The sequence below is a fragment of the Amycolatopsis sp. NPDC031561 genome (assembly GCF_055580625.1).
This window is the reverse complement of sequence record NZ_JBVILA010000020.1, coordinates 160,266-176,195: the sequence shown is the minus strand read 5'-3', so window position 1 is coordinate 176,195 and position 15,930 is coordinate 160,266. Positions and strand designations below refer to the sequence as shown.

Below are 15,930 nucleotides of genomic sequence, written 5' to 3'. Positions count from 1 at the left end.
CAGAGTGAGCATCTTCGCCCTGATCCTGGGATTGACCTGCGGCTACGACGCCACCGCGATGGCGGGCGCGCTGCTGCTGGTCACCGACCACTTCGACCTCACGACGACCCAGCAGGGTTCGCTGTACGCCGCCACGGCGGCGGGCTGGATCGCCGGCGCCGTTTTGGGCAGCAAGCTCGTCAACGCCCTCGGCCGCCGCAAGACCCTGCTCGGCTTGACACTCCTGTACCTGGTGGCCACCGGCATCGCCGTCACGGCGGCGAATCCGCTGTGGCTGGGCGCGGGCCGGTTCGGGCAGGGCACCGCGATCGGCATCGCCATCGTGACGACCCCGATCTTCATCGCCGAATCGGCCACCACGCGCGCTCGCGGGCGCATCGCGGTCCTCTACCAGGTGGCGACCTCCGTCGGGATCGCGATGGGCTACTTCGGCGGCTACTTCCTCGCGGACAGCGGGCAATGGCGGCTGATGCTCGCCATTCCCGGCGTCCTCGCCCTCGCCACCGCGTTGTGGCTGCTGGGGTTGCCCGAGACCGAACGCTGGCGGCAGCTCCGGCGGGAGGGAGCCGCACGCCAGGTGGGCGTCGTGCGCGCGATCTTCGGGCACCGCTACCGGAGACTCACGCTTTTCGTCGTCACACTGGGCTTTTTCGTCCAGGCCACCGGCATCAACGCGATGGTCTTCTTCAGCCCGCGGATCTTCCAGCACATCGGCTACACCGATGACTTCGGACTGCTCGTCCTGCCCGGTTTCGTCCAGCTCGCCGGTGCCGCCGCGGCGCTCGTCTGCGCGCTGACGATCGACCGGTTCGGCAGGCGGCCGGTGCTGCTCACCGGTACCACCCTGATGGGGCTGGGACACGCGCTGCTGGTGATCGGCTTCGCCACCGATTCTCCCGGTGTGGTCGGCTTTCTCGGTCTCATCGCCTTCATCGTCGGCTTCAACTCGGGCTTCGGGGCGCTGGTGTGGGTCTTCGCCGCCGAAGGCTTCCCGGATCACCTTCGAGGCGCCGGGGCGTCGGTGATGCTGCTGACGAATCTCACGACGAACCTGTTCGTGGCCCAGTTCTTCCTCGACGTGCTCAACGCCATCGGCGGCCTGCTGACCTTCCTCGTCCTCTTCGCCATCACGGCTCTGGCCTGGATCTTCGTGTTCTTTCTCGCTCCGGAGACGAAGGGCCGGTCGCTGGACGAGGTCCAGTCCTATTGGGAAGCGGGCAGACGCTGGCCCGCCCCCGACGACACCCATGCCGCGGCCTCCTGAACCGCGGTCGGTGCTGGTGATCGGCTCCGGTCCGGTCGTGCTCCGCCATACCGCCGCGGCGTGCCGGGTGCTCAAGGCGGCGGGGCTGCGGGTCACGATGGTCGACAGCAACCTGGCGACGATGACGACCGACCCGGAGTTCGCCGATTCCACCTACCTGGAGCCGATCGACCCCGGCACGGTCGAGCAGGTCATCGCCAGGGAACGGCCGGACGCCCTGTTCGCCACCCTCGGCGGGCAGGCCGCGCTCGACACCACGGTCGCCCTGTACGAGTCCGGGGTGCTGACCCGGTACGGCGTCGAGCTGATCGGCACCGGTATCGACGCGATCCTGGCAGGCGAGAACCCCGAGGAGCTCGCCCGGATCGCCGGGCGGGCGGGGGCCGAGATGGTGTCTGAAACGTCCGTGCCCGGCTGGGAGAAGTTCGAGCTCGAAGTGGTCCGCGACCGCGAAGACACGGTGGCCGTCGCCTGCTCGACGGAAGGATCCGGCTCGCTGACCGACCGGGCGTACCGGCGGATGTGCGACGTCGCCGTCGCGGTGACCCGGGCGGTCGGCGCCGGACCCGGTGGCTGCACCGTCCGGTTCGCGGTCGACCCGCCCGGCGGCCGCGTGGTCGTGACCGGGTTCGACTCCCGGGTGACCGGCTCCAGTGCGCTCGCCGTCAAACTGGCCGTCGGTCACACCCTGGACGACCTCGGTTTCGTGACGGTGGCACGGCCGCAGGGCGCCGGCTCGACCGGCGACGCGCTCGAGATCGACGTCGACGCCCTCTACGACGGCCAGGAGTTGTATCTGGGCGGGGTCATGGAGCGCTTCGAAGCCCCCGGCGACCCGGCCTGCGTGCTGCCGCCGATCACCCTCGGCCGCGCCGATCTCGCCAGGATCCGCGAGGCCACCCGAGTCCTGGCCGAAAGCACGGGACTGCGCGGGCCGCTGAACGTCCGGTACGCGCTCACGCCGGGTGCGTTGTCCGTCCTGGAGGCGAATCCGCGGGAAGACCGCACCATCCCGTTCGTGTCGAAGGCCACCGGCGTGCCGCTGGCCAAGGCCGCCGCACGGGTGATGCTCGGCGCCCGCATCGCCGATCTGCGCGCCGAGGGCCTTCTGCCGCCCATCGGGGACGGCGGCACCCTCCCGCCGGACTCCGCCGTCGCGGTCAAACAGGGCGAGGTGATGGGGATCGACTCGAATTTCGGCACCGCCTACGCCAAGGCGCTGGCCGCCGCGTCCGGTCCGTTGCCCACCAAGGGCCGGATCTACGCCGCGTTCGCCGCCCGCGACAACCGGTCGATGATCTTCCCGGTGAAAGCACTGGCGGACAACGGTTTCGAAATCCTGGCCGCCGAAGGAACCGGCACCATCCTCCAGTACCTCGGGCTGCCGGTCACGATCGCCCGCGAACACTCCCTTGTGGACCTCGTCGAGGCAGGCGACATCGTTTTGGTCGTCGACACCCTGCCCGGGACACGACAGGACGAGATCCGCACCGCGGCGGCCGCCCGCGGAATCCCGTACCTCACGACGGTCCAGGGACTGGCCGCCGCGGTGCAAGGCATCGAGGCCGTCACCCGCGGCCACTCGAGCGTCATCTCGCTTCAGGAACACATCGCCGCTCTGTGGCCGGTCCGGGCCTGGCAGGATTCCTCGTAAGGGAAATCAGGCTGACCGACCAGGAGAAGATGTGACAGACGCGCCAAGACGGTCGCACGTCGACGAGATCTGCGAGCTCGTCGGCTGGCAGGCCGGAGACTTCCGGCCGGAGCTGGACTGGACCACCGTCGAACGCGAACTGGGAACACCGCTGCCCAGTGACTACAAGGAGTTGCTCACGCGGTTCCCTGCCGGCGGTTTTCGCGGCGTGATCGAGATTTCGAATCCCGGCCAAAGCGCCGAGGAATGCGCGAACGTCAAGAGGAACAACCACCGGATGCTGGGATTCTTCGGCGACGAAGACCTCGGCTACCTGCGCGGTGTCACGTACCGGTTGTTCCCGGAGCCCGGTGGCCTCTACCCCTGGGGGAACGACGGTGCGGGCGGAACGTTCTGGTGGCTCACCGGGCAGGCGGATCCGGACGAGTGGCCGGTCGTCTACCACGATCGGGATGCCTGGCACGAAGAGCATCCCGGGCCGATGACGAGCGTCATCCGGGATGTGCTGGTGAGCACCGGGGAGGACAACATCTTCGGCTGGAGCATCGCGGAAAAACCGGTGGAGTTCGGCGGCTTCTGGGGAAACCGGTTCATCGCCCATCCTGGCTGAGGCTCGTTTCCGGAACCGGCAAGGGTTTCCGAACGTCGAACCACCGACGGGCCGGCAGCCCGCTCGGCCCGTCGGATCCGGCGCCTCGCGCCGCGAGAGAGGGAAGGACGTGTCGATGCGCGAAAGCATCAGCAAGATCGGCCTGGCCAAAGGAACGATGGTCATGATCGGAGCGTTCACCGCCGCGAGTCTTGCGCTGCCCGCCACCGCGAACGCCGCCCCCGCCGCCGGGTGTTCGGCCTTCATGAACTCCGCGGTCAGCGGCGGCTACAAAGCCACCCTCAACTGCAAGGGCATCGGGCTCTCCTTCATCGACGGGCTCGGCACCACCCTCACCGATGCCAGTTCGGAAGCGCGTGCCCTGGCACAGATCGCGCTCGGCGGTGGCGACACCTGCAGCGCCTTCGTGTACGCCACGACTCCAGGTGGCTACAAAGTCACCCTCACCTGCGTCCACAGCGGTCTGGTCTCCGGTGTGGGCACCACCTTGACCGACGCTTCACGGGCTGCCCGGGCGTCCATTTAGTGAGGGGCAAGGCAAAGGCGGCTTGATCGGGTGCTGAGGGTCGTGGGGGGGGGGGGGGGTTTTTCCCCCCCCCCCCCCCCCCCCCCCCCCCCCCCCCCCACGACCACCCCGACCCACTCGGTACCGGCGCCCTGGTCGCCGACCCTTTCGGCGAGGAACAGGTCGACGTTCGGAGTGACGGGTACGCCGTCCGGCATCGTGGCGGGGCGGCGGTGTGCACCGGCGGATCCGCAGCCGCCTGTCGAGGTAGTGGATCTCGCCGGTGCCGACGTCGCGGGCGAAGGGCAGGAACGGGAAGCCGTCACCGTGGCCGGTGTGCTCGGCCAGGGGGGTCGGTGACGAACACGAACCGGGGCGGCAGCGACTCCCTGATGTCGTCGGCCGTCGCGTCGATGAGGTGCACCGGTAGCGGGCCGCTCATCCTGCCGTCACGATCGAACGCGGCCTCTTCAGCAGGCCAGGTCCAGAACCAGCCGAGCGGGAAGTCCGTTGTGGCCGCGAGCGCACGGGTGCGGTCCGGGTCCGTGCGCAGCGTCGTGGGCTGGCTGCCGAGCTGCCAGTGGTCGCGCGGCCGAGGTCTCGCTCGTTTCACAGCCACCTGCGGAGGCCGGAGATCGATGACGTGACGTAGCCAGTTCAGCAGTTCCTGCTTGGGCTCTGCGGTCACGCCGGTATCTTCTCGCTTCCACTCAGAGGCTCCGCGCGTGTCTCGCTACCGGGCCGACGGCCACTCGGCGACGTCGGCACCGTCGCCTCCCGCCTGCGCGATCCGCCGCCGGTGATCCAGCCCGCACCAGTGCGGCTTCGCGCTGGTTCGGCGGCCGTATGAGCCCCGCCCGCATAGCCGCGACGTCCCGCAGGACACCACGCATCCTCGCTGCGCTCGCCGATACCGACGTTGTCGACCGGGGTATCGGCGCAAGCCGCGCCATCGTGATAGCGACTTCGGCGAGACCATCCGCTGTGTACTGAGACTTGGCAGGCATCGAGCTAACCAAACGACAGATGTCGTGTTCAGCTGCTGCGAAGATCGGCGTTTGTCGGCTGTGCGGCGCCACTCGCGAAGCTCAGAATCAGGGACGGGTCGACCTCGAGCAGGAAGGAACGCGTGAGTGGCAGACGTGGACGCGACAGAGATCCATCAACGGGTTACGGCACACCTGACAGCGCTTCACGAGCCCGCCTTCGGCCAGCCGCACGCGATCCGCGAGCCGCATGTGACTCCGGACGGTTCGCGCACAGTGGTAACCGGTGCGGTGTTCGACGAGCTGGAGGGCGTGCCCAGGACCGCGATCTACACCGCGGACGGCGGTGAATTCCAGCCTGTCACCGGTGGCCCGGGCTCGTCGCGGGGTGCGCGGTTCTCGCCGGACGGCACCACGCTCGCCTTCCTGTCCGATCGGCACGAGACCGGTGTGTTCCAGCTTTACCTGCTCGATCACGACCGATTCGGGGAGGCGCGGCCCGCACCGGAGTTTCCTGGTCACGTCGAGTACGCCCATTGGTCCCCCGACGGCGGCAAGGTGCTGCTCGGGGTGGCGGGGTTCGGGGCGGACCTCTCCGGCGGACAGGGCTCGGGCACGGCCTCGAAACCGGACCGGGAGCGCCCCTCCTGGTTCCCCGAGGTCGACGACGGAACTTACGGCACCGGGTGGCGGAGCTTGTGGGTCCACACCGTCGCGACCGGCGAGTCGACTCAGGTGTCCCCGGCCGGTATGAACTGCTGGGAAGCCGGGTGGTGTGGTCCCGGCCGGATCGTGGCGATCGCGTCCGACGCACCCGGCGAGGACGCGTGGTACACCGCGCACCTGAGTCTGATCGACCTCGACGGCGGCGTCCGCGAGCTGCTCGGCAGCGATGTCCAGCTGGGATTGCCGACCGGTTCCCCGGACGGCAGGTGGGTGACCGCGGTCGAAGCGGTCTGCAGCGACCGGTTGCTGGTCGCGGGTGATGTGGTGCTCATTGACGCGGCCACCGGTGCTGCGCGGCGGATCGACACTCGCGGCACGGACGTCACGCAGCTGGAGTGGATCGGTAGCGGACGCCTGGGCTACATCGGGCTGCGGCGACTCGACTCGGTCGCCGGGATCATCAGCGTGCCCGGCGGCGAGGTCGAGGAGGTGTTGTCGACACGGCTGGCGTGCTCCGGCGGAGGTTTCCTCCCGCAAGGGGCGTTCACCGCGGACGGCCGCGTGCTGACTGTGCAGGACTCCTACGAACTCGCGCCACGACTGGTGCTGGGCGACGGGCGGCCGCTCGCCACGGTGGCGCACGCGGGAACCGAGTTCCTTCGTTCGGTGGCCGGGTCGGCCGAGGTCGTCACCTGGACGGCGCCGGACGGCCTGGACATCGACGGCATCCTGTGCCGCCCGGACGGGCAGGGCCCGTTCCCGCTGGTCGTCAGCATCCACGGCGGCCCGATCTGGGCGTACCAGAACTCGTGGTCCATGCGGTATCCCTGGGTCCCGTTGCTGGTGGAGCAGGGTTATGCCGTGTTGAGCCCGAACCCCAGGGGCAGTTGCGGGCGCGGACAGCAGTTCGCCGGGCAGGTGGTCGGCGACATGGGTGGCGCCGACACCTACGACTACCTCGCCGGAATCGACGCGCTGGTCGAGCGCGGGGTCGTCGACGGCTCCCGAGTCGGCCTGATCGGCGGCAGCTACGGCGGGTTCATGTCGTCGTGGCTGGTCACCCAGGACTCGCGGTTCGCCGCTGCGGTGCCCGTTTCGCCGGTGACGAACTGGTACAGCCAGAGCTTCACCAGCAACATCGCCGCGTGGGGCACCCGCTTCCTCGGCGCGGATCCCGAGCAGCCGGGCACCCTCGCCCACCTGCGCAGCCCGGTGCTGCAGGCGAGCAAGGTGCGGACGCCGTGCCTGAACGTTGCAGGCGCGCGGGACAAGTGCACACCACCCGGCCAGGCTCGTGAGTTCCACCAGGCCCTGCTCGCCCACAGCGTGCCATCGGCGCTGGTGATCTACCCGGAGGAAGGGCACGGTATCCGGGCTTTCCCCGCCCAGACGGACTTCCTCGCCCGTGTGCTGCAGTGGTTCGGGCGCCACATGCCGGCTTGCTGAAGCACAGGGAGGACGAGGACGATGAGCTCACAACTCAGTGCGGACGTCGTGGTGGTCGGCGCGGGCGTGATCGGATCGGCGATCGCGCTCGAACTGGCGAAGGCGGGACGCCAGGTCGTGGTGGTGGACCGCGCGAGTGGCGCCGGACAGGGCTCGACGAGCGCGTCGAGTGCCGTGGTGCGGTACAACTTCTCCACTCTCGCCGGTGTGGCCACCGCCTGGGAGTCGCACTTCTGCTGGTCGGCGTGGAGCGAGCACCTGGGCCATGACGTCGGCGACCTGGCCCGGTTCGAGCGCAGCGGGCTGGTCATGCTGGACGTCGCCGCCGCGCCGCGCGACAGCTGGCTGCCGCTGTTCGACGAAGTCGGCGTGCCCTACCAGGAATGGGACAGCGCGACCCTTCTCGACTGCGTGCCCGGCATCGACGCAGGCCGGTTCTGGCCGCCCCGGCGCATCGACGATGACGCCTTCTGGGCCGACACCACCGACACGCTCGGCGCCGTCTACACCCCCGACGCCGGGTACGTCACCGACCCCCAGCTCGCCGCGCAGAACCTCGCGGCGGCGGCCACGCGGGAAGGCGCGCGGTTCCGGTTCCGCGCCACGGTGTGCGCGGTGGAATCACGCCACGGGCGGGCAAGCGCCGTCGGGCTCGCGGACGGCACGAAGATCGCCGCACCGGTGGTCGTCAACGCCGCGGGACCGTGGTCGGGCAAGCTCAATGAGCTGGCGGGAGTCGGGGCAGACTTCACCATCGGCGTTCGGCCGCTGCGGCAGGAAGTCGCCCACGTGCTCGCGCCGGAGGGATATCACCCGCCCGGCGGGGTGGGGCCGGCTGTGGCAGACATGGACCTGGGGGTCTACGTCCGCGGTGAGGTCGGCGGTGGCCTGCTCGTGGGTGGCACCGAGCCGGCGTGCGACCCGCTGCACTGGCTCGACGACCCCGACGACGCCCAGCCGAACCCGACCATGGCCGTGTTCGAAGCCCAGGTCACGCGGGCGGCACGACGGCTGACCGGGCTGCGGGTACCGAACCGGGCGCGCGGGATCGTCGGCGTGTACGACGCCGCCGACGACTGGACGCCGATCTACGACCGCACCGAGCTGCCCGGGTTCTACGTCGCGATGGGCACCAGCGGCAACCAGTTCAAGAACGCCCCCGTCGTCGGCAGGCTGATGGCCACGCTGATCGACCGCGTCGAGTCGGGCGCCGACCACGACACCCGCCCGGCCCGCTACCGGGGCGCCCACACCGGCCTGGAGATCGACCTCGGGGCGTTCTCCCGCAGGCGCGAGCGCAACTCGGGCAGCTCCGGCACGGTGATGGGCTGACCGCTCCGGTTGGGGACGGCTACCGTGGACGGCATCCGCCGAGGGAAGGGACGGGTGTGCCCGACCGCGACCTCCAGTCCATCGTGGACGAACTCGCCGAGCGCCTGCGGCGGTCGGTCGCGATCGACGACCCGGCCCTGCGCCTGCTCGCCGCCAGCCGCCACTTCGGCGACGAGGACACCCTCCGAGTCAGCTCGGTGATGAACCGATCCGTGCGGCCGGAGATCGTCGACGACATCCTTGCCCATGGCATCAGCCGCTGGGTCGCGCCCGGCTTCGTCGACGTCGAGGGCGCGATGCCGAGGCTGTGCGCGCCGGTGCGCTGCAACGGCATGCTGCTCGGCTACCTGTGGCTGATCGACAAGGACGGCGCGTTCACCGGCCGCGAGGTGGCGGCAGCAGGCGAGGCAGCAGCCTCCGCCGGGGTGGTGCTCCTGCGCCGGTTGCTGCTGCACGAACGGTCGAAGGCACGTCAGGAAGGCATCCTGCGCGAACTCGTCTCCGCCGACCCGGCGGTGCGTGCGCAAGCGATCGAAGACCTGCACGCCGAGCAGCTTTTCGGCGACGAGTGCGGCCACTTCACCGTGCTCACCGTGCAGTGCCCGGCTTCGCAGGCTTCCGCGACACCGCGAGAGGTCGCGTTCGACGCAGCAGTCGAGGACGGGCTGCGGGCCGTCGCCGACGACGTAGCCCTGATGGCGACGAACCGCTGGCGCGCGTGGATCCTGCTCGTTCAGCGGGTTCCGCCGTCGCGGGCCCTCGTCGACGCGGTCGCCGAGCGGATCACGGGCCGCTTCCGGCTGCTCGGCGATGAGCAGGCGCGGCTGGTGTTCGGGCTCGGCGGTTCCGTGACGGTCCTCGGCGACGTCGTTACGTCCTACCAGCAGGCGTTGCTGGCCGCTCGCGCGGCCCTGCTGCTGCCTGGTTTCGGGACGCTCGCCCGCTGGGGTGAACTGGGTCCTTACGAGCTGCTGCTGAAGCTCGCGCCCGAAGACCTCCTCAACGCATCGCAGGTTCCGGCGCTCGCGGCGGTGGAGGCGGAGGACACGCACGACGTCCTGATCTCCACGCTGTCCGCCTTCTTCGACCACGGCGGCAACATCCAGCGCGCCGCCGACTCGCTGCACGTCCACCGCGCCACTCTGTACCAGCGCATCAAGCGGATCGAGCAGATCAGCGGGTGCAGCCTGGACTCCGGCGACGACCGGCTCATGCTGCACCTCGGGCTCAAGCTGCGGGTCATCGCCGCGGCCTACCGCGATCACCCGAACCGCTGATCTCATGACCGTCGAACGCCGGCATGGCACGCGTTCGCCTCTCCGGCGGACGCCACCCACGTCCTCATCCTCGCTGAGGATGAGGACCGGGAGATCGACGTGGAAGGCCGGACGCGCGTGCCCGATGTTCGATTTGGCTCGGATCAGCTCCAGCTGGTATTTCCAGCGGGTCTCCATGAACTCGAACGGTCCTGCGTCGATAAGTGCCAGGGTCGTAGGTCGTTCTGAGGCTCGGTGCGTTGGATAGCCAGTCAGGCGAAGGCTGGCTGCGGCCGGCGACTGGGAGCTGGGCGTTCGAGATCCCGAGCGTGTCGCGCACTCGGGCTTTGACGTCACTGCTGCCCTGCAAGCTGGCCTCGGTGCGGACGTCAATGTAGACCTTGATCATCTGTTGCCGGACTGGATGACGCGGCAACTGCTTCGAGCTCAAGCCTCGAGTGCTGCGGATTTCGTGCCCTACGTTGTCTCCGATTGGGCTCCGTTTGCTCCGGTGTGGCGATAGTTGGAGAAGTGCTTTGCAGAGCCGGTGGTGGCGTAGCAGCCTTTCTGCTTCCTCGTCACAACCGCTTCCACGGTTGGAGGGTGTACTCGTGGTCCGCTTTTACTCGAAGTGCGGCTACTCGATTCCAGCGATTTGGAGCTGATACGTAACCCCGTCCACGCAGGTCCGACATTGGCCTGACCGTCGATTCACGACGACGATGCCGGGTCGCAATACGAATCAAAGCAATCAAGAAAATGACTGTGCCTGAGGGGATTGTGGCGGTGGGAGCCGACGCGCCAGACAAGGGGGCTCTCATAGTACCTGTATCGCCAGGGACTCCCAGGCGTCCAGGACGTCTGTCAACCTGTTTGAGTCGACTTCCGGTTAGCTGCAGATTTACCTTCATCAGTTCAATTCAGCTGCACTGGACGCGTGACCGTGTCAGCACATGCGTCCACGGCAGAAGGGACGAAGACCCATGGCGGACAACCAGTTCACCACTCACTCAGGACTTTTCGATCTGAGTGGGAAGTACGCACTTGTCACCGGCGGCACCAGGGGCATTGGGATGATGATCGCGCGCGGCCTTCTGCAGGCGGGCGCCCGCGTCGTCGTCAGCTCACGCAAGGCAGACGCGTGCGCGGAGGCACAGCGTCAACTGTCCGAATTCGGCGACGTTCAAGCAATCCCCGCCGACCTGTCCAGATACGATGAGTGTCAGCGCCTCGCTGATCTGGTCAAGGCCGACTCGGAACGCCTGGACATCCTCGTCAACAACGCGGGGGCGATGTGGCGCGAGCCGTTGGAGACGTTCCCGGCCGAGGCATGGGACGCAGTGATCGACCTCAACCTCAAGTCGCCGTTCTGGCTGGTGCAGGCGCTGCTGCCCGCACTGCGCAGGGCGGGCACCGCCGATGATCCCGCGCGGATCATCAACATCGGCAGTATCGCCGCCATCCACGTCGCCGAGGCGCCCAACTACTCGTACGCCAGCAGCAAAGCGGCACTCCATCAGCTCACCAGGGTGCTTGCCAGGGAACTGGGCCCACAGCACGTCACGGTGAACGCGGTGGCCCCGGGAGTGTTCCCGTCGCGGATGATGGCGGCCACGATCGATGCCATCGGCGACACGATCGCGGCGAAGGCGCCCTTGCGCCGGCTCGGCCGCGACGACGACATGGCAGGTGTCGCCGTGTTCCTCGCCAGCCGGGCCGGGTCTTACCTGACGGGCACCATCGTCCCGGTCGACGGCGGCACCGCCACGACCGCATCGGGTACCTAGACGCGAGACTTTGCCGTCGGCCGACGGGCCCTCGTGAACTACTTCAAGTCGGGTCTCAACGGGGGTACCAGCAGAACCTCCCTTCGCCCGCGGACGGGGCCTATGGTGAAGGGGTGGTCAAGATCGATCTGCGCACCGAGATCAAGGAGTTCCTGAGTTCGCGTCGCGCGCGCATCACGCCCGAGCGGGCCGGACTGCCCTCCTACGGCGGCAACCGCCGGGTCAAAGGTCTGCGCCGCGAAGAGGTGGCTCTACTGGCAGGGGTATCGGTCGACTACTACGTGCGTATGGAGCGCGGCAGCCTCACCGGCGCCTCCGATGGGGTGCTCGACGCGTTGGCGTCCGCCTTGCACCTTGACGAGGCCGAGCGCGATCACCTCTTCCACCTCGCGCGGCAGTCCAGGGCACCCGGCGGTCCGCGCCGCCGGCGACCCGCCGTGACGGCGCGCCCGGCGCTTCAGCAGGTGCTCGACGCCATCACCGATGCGCCGGCGTGGATTTGCAACAGCCGTTACGACGTGCTGGCCATGAATCACCTTGCCCGCGCGCTGTATTCACCGGTGCTGGCCGAAACGCGACGGCCGGCGAACACCGCGCGGTTCGTGTATCTGGATCCCGAAGCGGCAAAAACGTTCTTTGTCGACTATGACCGAATCGCCTGCGACGTGGCCGCGAAGCTGCGCATGGAAGCCGGCCGCAATCCGTACGACGAGGAGCTGGTCGCCCTGGTCGGTGAGTTGTCAACACGCAGTGAACTGTTTCGGCAGCGGTGGGCATCTCAGGACGTCCGGCTCCACCGGTCCGGACGCAAGCGCCTGCACCATCCGGTAGTGGGCCAGCTCGACCTGGACGTCGAGTCAATGGAACTGTCTGCCGACCCCGGCCTGCTCCTGACCGTTTACACCGCGGCCGTCGGCACGGCGACCGCGGACGGTCTGGCCCTGTTGGCGTCGTGGGCGGCAAGCCAGGAGAATCCAGCGACCGAGACTCAAGCGCTCAGCTGATATTCCGACCTTTTCAGTCCGTCTGAGTCAGCACTGAACAACCGCTGCCTGAGATGGGGATTCCCTCCGGCAGGGGCCCGCCCAGGCGGGCGCGCACGCGCGAGGCGAAGAGGTCGTAGCGCGTGGCCATTCGCGCTGTCGGGAGACGAATCGGTTCGTGCGCCGACGCCGGGCCGAATTGCTCACCAGCACGGAACTGATCTCGAGTCAGGTCAACCTCGATGCCGCTGGGCAAGCGATTCCAATAGTGCAGACCGTCGCGCTGACCATCGCGTCGAAAGACCTCCGAACAGAGTAGAACACCGCCGGAGAGTTCTGCCACTGCCATCGACGTGACACCGCAGTGCCCGGCCGCAGGGTTGCCGTCATCCCACGGGACGGCCGGATCGCAGGTCTGTTCGTCCCAACACTGCCGGAAGACGGCGTCCAGCTCCGTCAACGACCAGACAAAAGTCATCCACGCCCTCCCGAAGATCAGGTCCTTCAAGCCGTCGAGCCTATCGCCGGCCATCACAGGCGGCCGCGCTGCCGGAGCGTCAGCACCGGGCCTTGCGGCCTTGGTCGCGGCGTCAGCTCCTGAGGACGGGGCCGGCCCTCCGCCGAACGGCAGGGCCCGGAAGCACCCTCAAGCTGAACGTCGCCATGCGATGAAGGTTCTCTCACGATGCGGGCGATGGTGGTTATTTGTTCTTGCAGTAGTTGGACAGAAGTGTGCCGCCGGGCAAGGGGTTGTCCTGGGTGATCCAGATGCAGCCGGTGTAGACCGGTTTCCAGACGCCGCCCCAGTTGGTGTTCGCGTACAACCAATGCCACTGGCCGTCGGCGGAGACAAGGGTGTAGCCGCTGCCGCCCGCGACCTGTGCCCCAGCCGAGTCGTAGAACGCGGTAACGGCCCAGACACGCCGGTTTTGCCCGCAGTAGGCATGGAAACCACCGGTGGAGCCCCAGTTGTCGAACGCGAGCTGCACGTTCGCGACGTGGCAGTCCGCCAGTGGCGTCGCGCGGGTCTGAGCGGCGTTCGCCGGTGTCGTTCCGATGGCCAGACAGCTCGCGAACAGGGCCGCCGCTGTCAAGAGCTTGCGCATGTTTGCTCCATCTTCCACTGTTGTCCGGTTTTGCGGTGCATGAAGCGTTGCACTCCCGGGACCATGAGCGCGCGGGCGGTTGTTCCGCCGCAGGGGCAGTGGTTCCTGCCCTTATGGCCGCTTGGATCGTGGTGAAACGTCCTGATGACGCGTCGTTCCGCGGTCCGGCCGCGGAGGCTGGGAATCCCGACCTGTCGGAGACTCTGTTCGAGCGTCCTCGGGGACATGAGCCGGCCTGCTCGGCGGCCAGGGAACAGCCAACGGGTCCCAGCGAATGGCATGACCACCCGGGATATCGAATCTCATTTGCGTGACGTATATGACGTGAACGTGTCACGGGAATTGATCTCCAACGTCACCGAAGTGGTGACCGACGAGATCGCGTTGTGACAATCCCGGCCTTTGGACGAGATACCCGATTCTCTATGTCGACGGCCTGCGGCTGCGGATCAAGGACAAGGGGGTGGTCACCTCCAACGGACGAGACCGCCTGACCCCACCCCCGCCGTGTCCGGCGAGCAGGGGAACCTCGGGATCTTCACCGCCACCGTGCCCCGCCTACCGCAGCTGGAGCAGTTGAAACGCTGGCACAAGCGGAACTGTTGCCGCTGCGGCCGATGGCGGCCGGCGGAAATTCGGCTCGTCGCAGCCGACCGCGCCGATGAATCCGCGACGACGAGCTCTCACGTGCACCGGATCCACCGTGCCGACGTCGATGCCGGCAGCGTCGGGCCGCCGACATCGGTGGCCGGGTGCGGTTACCCGTGTTCGGCCAGGAACGGCACGATGATGGCGGCCATGTCGTCGGGTACTTCCTCGGCGAGGTCGTGTCCGGCGTCGAAGACGTGGCCAGTGACGTCGTGGGCCATGAGCCGCATCTGGGACTCGTTGCGGTCGCCGATGAACGCGGATCCGCCAAGCGCCAGGACGGGGATGTCCAGTTTCTTCTGTGCGGCTCGCCGGTTTTGTTCGGCGTCGACGAGCATTGCCCGGTAGATCGAGAGCATCGCGCGGATGCCGCCAGGCATGGAGTAGCAGCGCACGTATTCGTCGACCGCGTCGGAAGTGGCGGTGTCGGGGTGGCTGCGTTCGTACTTGATCATGTAGGTGATCAGCTCGCGCTCGTGCCCGGCGATCAGCATCTCGGGTACGTCCGGCTGGAAGTAGAAGCCCAGATGCCACAGGTGCATGCCGCCGGCGACGTTCTCGGGGGTGAGCGCGGTGTGGTCCTCGAAGCCGAACCCGGGGAACAACGCTTCCGCGAACACGAGAGCGTTGACGTGGCCGCGGTGGCGGGCGGCGAGCTGGTAGCCGATCACCGCTCCCCAGTCCTCGCCCGCCACGGCGTAGGTCTCGTGTCCGAGGTGGGCCATCAGCTCGGCGATGTCGTCGCTCATCGTCACGGAGTCGTAGCCATCCGCAGGACGGGCGGAGTCGCCGAGACCGCGAAGGTCCGGAACGACGACGGTGTGGTGGGGCGTCAGCTTCGGAACGAGGTGGCGCCAGTGGTAACCGGTCTTGGGCACGCCGTGCAACAGCACCACCGCGGGGCCGGACCCGGCCGCCCGGTAGTGCAGGCTCGTTCCGTTGACCGCGGCACGTCCCGTGCGGACCGGCGTTCCGTCATGGTCGAACATCATGTTTCCCAACTTTCCTGGCGTACTTCGCAGTGCGAGGTTTTCTGGATCGAACGATCCAGTTTGAGGGCGGCAAAAATCAGTCGAGAGCGGTCAGGGCGACCTCCACGAGTGGTTCGAGAGTGGAGACGTCCGGGGTGATCTTCGCGGAGACCAGTAGTCCGTTGAGGAAGGTGACAAGGAAGGCGGCCAGCGTGTGCGGGTCGTGCCGCGTCGCGATCTCGCCCCGCTCCGCCGCGATACGCAGCACCTCGACGAGCGCGTCCCGGCTGGCGTCCTGCATGTCCCGCACGGTGCGCCGGGTTGCCGTATCCTTCGGCAGGCGCTCGCAAGCGGCATTGACGACCAGGCAGCCCCGGCCGTCGTCTTCCACGGCGATCAGGACCCGCTCGACCAGCATCGTGCGGATCATCGACCGGGCGTCCGCCCCCTCCTTGAGGTCGCGCAGGGCGGCCGCCGCGAGGGTGGTTCGGTAGCGCTCCAGCGCCGCCTGGTACAGGCCCTCCTTGTCGCCGAACGCGGCATACAAGGACCCTTGCCCGATTCCCAGGTGCCGGGTCAGGTCCCGTACCGAAGTCGCCTCGTAGCCGCGCGACCAGAACAGCTCCATCGCGCGGCTCACCGCCGCCTCGGTATCGAATTCGCGAGTTCTGACCACGACTTCACCGTACCCTTTCTGGATCGAGCGATCAAGAAAG

The 15,930-nt window shown here is 68.1% G+C and carries 13 protein-coding genes and 3 pseudogenes; 11 read left to right on the top strand and 5 right to left on the bottom strand.

Features of this window, described 5'->3' with window-relative positions; genetic code table 11:
* The first annotated feature begins 4 nt into the window (after positions 1 to 4).
* From ACZ5IK_RS32195 to ACZ5IK_RS32175, 5 genes and pseudogenes are all read left to right on the top strand, one after another.
* Entirely contained in the window at positions 5 to 1,264 is a 1,260-nt protein-coding gene (locus ACZ5IK_RS32195; protein ID WP_465491139.1) for an MFS transporter, read from the top strand.
* Positions 1,248 to 1,922: pseudogene (locus tag ACZ5IK_RS32190) on the top strand (carbamoyl phosphate synthase preATP-grasp domain-containing protein); the annotation flags it as partial. The gene ACZ5IK_RS32195 and the pseudogene ACZ5IK_RS32190, both read left to right, overlap by 17 nt.
* An 87-nt stretch (positions 1,923 to 2,009) precedes the next feature.
* Positions 2,010 to 2,918 (top strand): annotated as a pseudogene (locus tag ACZ5IK_RS32185) (ATP-binding protein); the annotation flags it as partial.
* Between the two features lie 31 nt (positions 2,919 to 2,949).
* Complete coding sequence (locus tag ACZ5IK_RS32180; RefSeq protein ID WP_465491138.1) at positions 2,950 to 3,528, top strand: SMI1/KNR4 family protein; 579 nt, start codon at positions 2,950 to 2,952, stop codon at positions 3,526 to 3,528.
* Between the two features lie 115 nt (positions 3,529 to 3,643).
* Positions 3,644 to 4,054: a hypothetical protein gene (locus ACZ5IK_RS32175; RefSeq protein WP_465491137.1), complete on the top strand. Its 411-nt coding sequence runs from the start codon at positions 3,644 to 3,646 to the stop codon at positions 4,052 to 4,054.
* 301 nt (positions 4,055 to 4,355) lie between these two features.
* Here ACZ5IK_RS32175 and ACZ5IK_RS32170 read toward each other — a convergent pair whose 3' ends face one another.
* Positions 4,356 to 4,721 (bottom strand): hypothetical protein, encoded by a 366-nt coding sequence (locus ACZ5IK_RS32170; protein WP_465491136.1) that lies wholly within the window; start codon positions 4,719 to 4,721, stop codon positions 4,356 to 4,358.
* Between the two features lie 445 nt (positions 4,722 to 5,166).
* Here ACZ5IK_RS32170 and ACZ5IK_RS32165 point away from each other — a divergent pair, with 445 nt between their 5' ends.
* The 5 genes from ACZ5IK_RS32165 to ACZ5IK_RS32145 all read left to right on the top strand — a co-directional run bounded on the left by ACZ5IK_RS32165 (position 5,167) and on the right by ACZ5IK_RS32145 (position 12,510).
* Positions 5,167 to 7,131 carry a S9 family peptidase gene (locus tag ACZ5IK_RS32165; RefSeq protein ID WP_465491135.1) on the top strand — a complete coding sequence of 655 codons (1,965 nt, stop codon included), beginning with the start codon at positions 5,167 to 5,169 and terminating at the stop codon, positions 7,129 to 7,131.
* Between the two features lie 21 nt (positions 7,132 to 7,152).
* A complete protein-coding gene (locus tag ACZ5IK_RS32160; protein WP_465491134.1) occupies positions 7,153 to 8,463 on the top strand; it encodes an NAD(P)/FAD-dependent oxidoreductase in 1,311 nt (436 codons plus the stop codon).
* Between the two features lie 56 nt (positions 8,464 to 8,519).
* Entirely contained in the window at positions 8,520 to 9,740 is a 1,221-nt protein-coding gene (locus ACZ5IK_RS32155; RefSeq protein ID WP_465491133.1) for a PucR family transcriptional regulator, read from the top strand.
* Positions 9,741 to 10,702: 962 nt separating this feature from the next.
* On the top strand, positions 10,703 to 11,506 hold the full coding sequence (locus ACZ5IK_RS32150) for an SDR family oxidoreductase (protein WP_465491132.1): 804 nt from the start codon (positions 10,703 to 10,705) through the stop codon (positions 11,504 to 11,506).
* 113 nt (positions 11,507 to 11,619) lie between these two features.
* Complete coding sequence (locus ACZ5IK_RS32145; RefSeq protein WP_465491131.1) at positions 11,620 to 12,510, top strand: helix-turn-helix transcriptional regulator; 891 nt, start codon at positions 11,620 to 11,622, stop codon at positions 12,508 to 12,510.
* Positions 12,511 to 12,523: 13 nt separating this feature from the next.
* On the opposite strand, the gene ACZ5IK_RS32140 is transcribed toward ACZ5IK_RS32145, so the two are convergent.
* Both ACZ5IK_RS32140 and ACZ5IK_RS32135 read right to left on the bottom strand, forming a co-directional pair.
* A complete protein-coding gene (locus tag ACZ5IK_RS32140; RefSeq protein WP_465491130.1) occupies positions 12,524 to 12,997 on the bottom strand; it encodes a YunG family protein in 474 nt (157 codons plus the stop codon).
* A 193-nt stretch (positions 12,998 to 13,190) separates the two neighbouring features.
* On the bottom strand, positions 13,191 to 13,595 hold the full coding sequence (locus ACZ5IK_RS32135) for a hypothetical protein (RefSeq protein WP_465491129.1): 405 nt from the start codon (positions 13,593 to 13,595) through the stop codon (positions 13,191 to 13,193).
* Positions 13,596 to 13,832: 237 nt separating this feature from the next.
* On the opposite strand from ACZ5IK_RS32135, the pseudogene ACZ5IK_RS32130 reads away from it, so the two are divergent.
* Positions 13,833 to 14,070: pseudogene (locus tag ACZ5IK_RS32130) on the top strand (transposase); the annotation flags it as partial.
* 283 nt (positions 14,071 to 14,353) lie between these two features.
* Here the strand turns inward: ACZ5IK_RS32130 and ACZ5IK_RS32125 are convergent.
* Entirely contained in the window at positions 14,354 to 15,235 is an 882-nt protein-coding gene (locus ACZ5IK_RS32125; protein ID WP_465491128.1) for an alpha/beta fold hydrolase, read from the bottom strand.
* A gap of 76 nt (positions 15,236 to 15,311) precedes the next feature.
* Entirely contained in the window at positions 15,312 to 15,890 is a 579-nt protein-coding gene (locus ACZ5IK_RS32120; protein ID WP_465491127.1) for a TetR/AcrR family transcriptional regulator, read from the bottom strand.
* Positions 15,891 to 15,930: the final 40 nt, after the last annotated feature.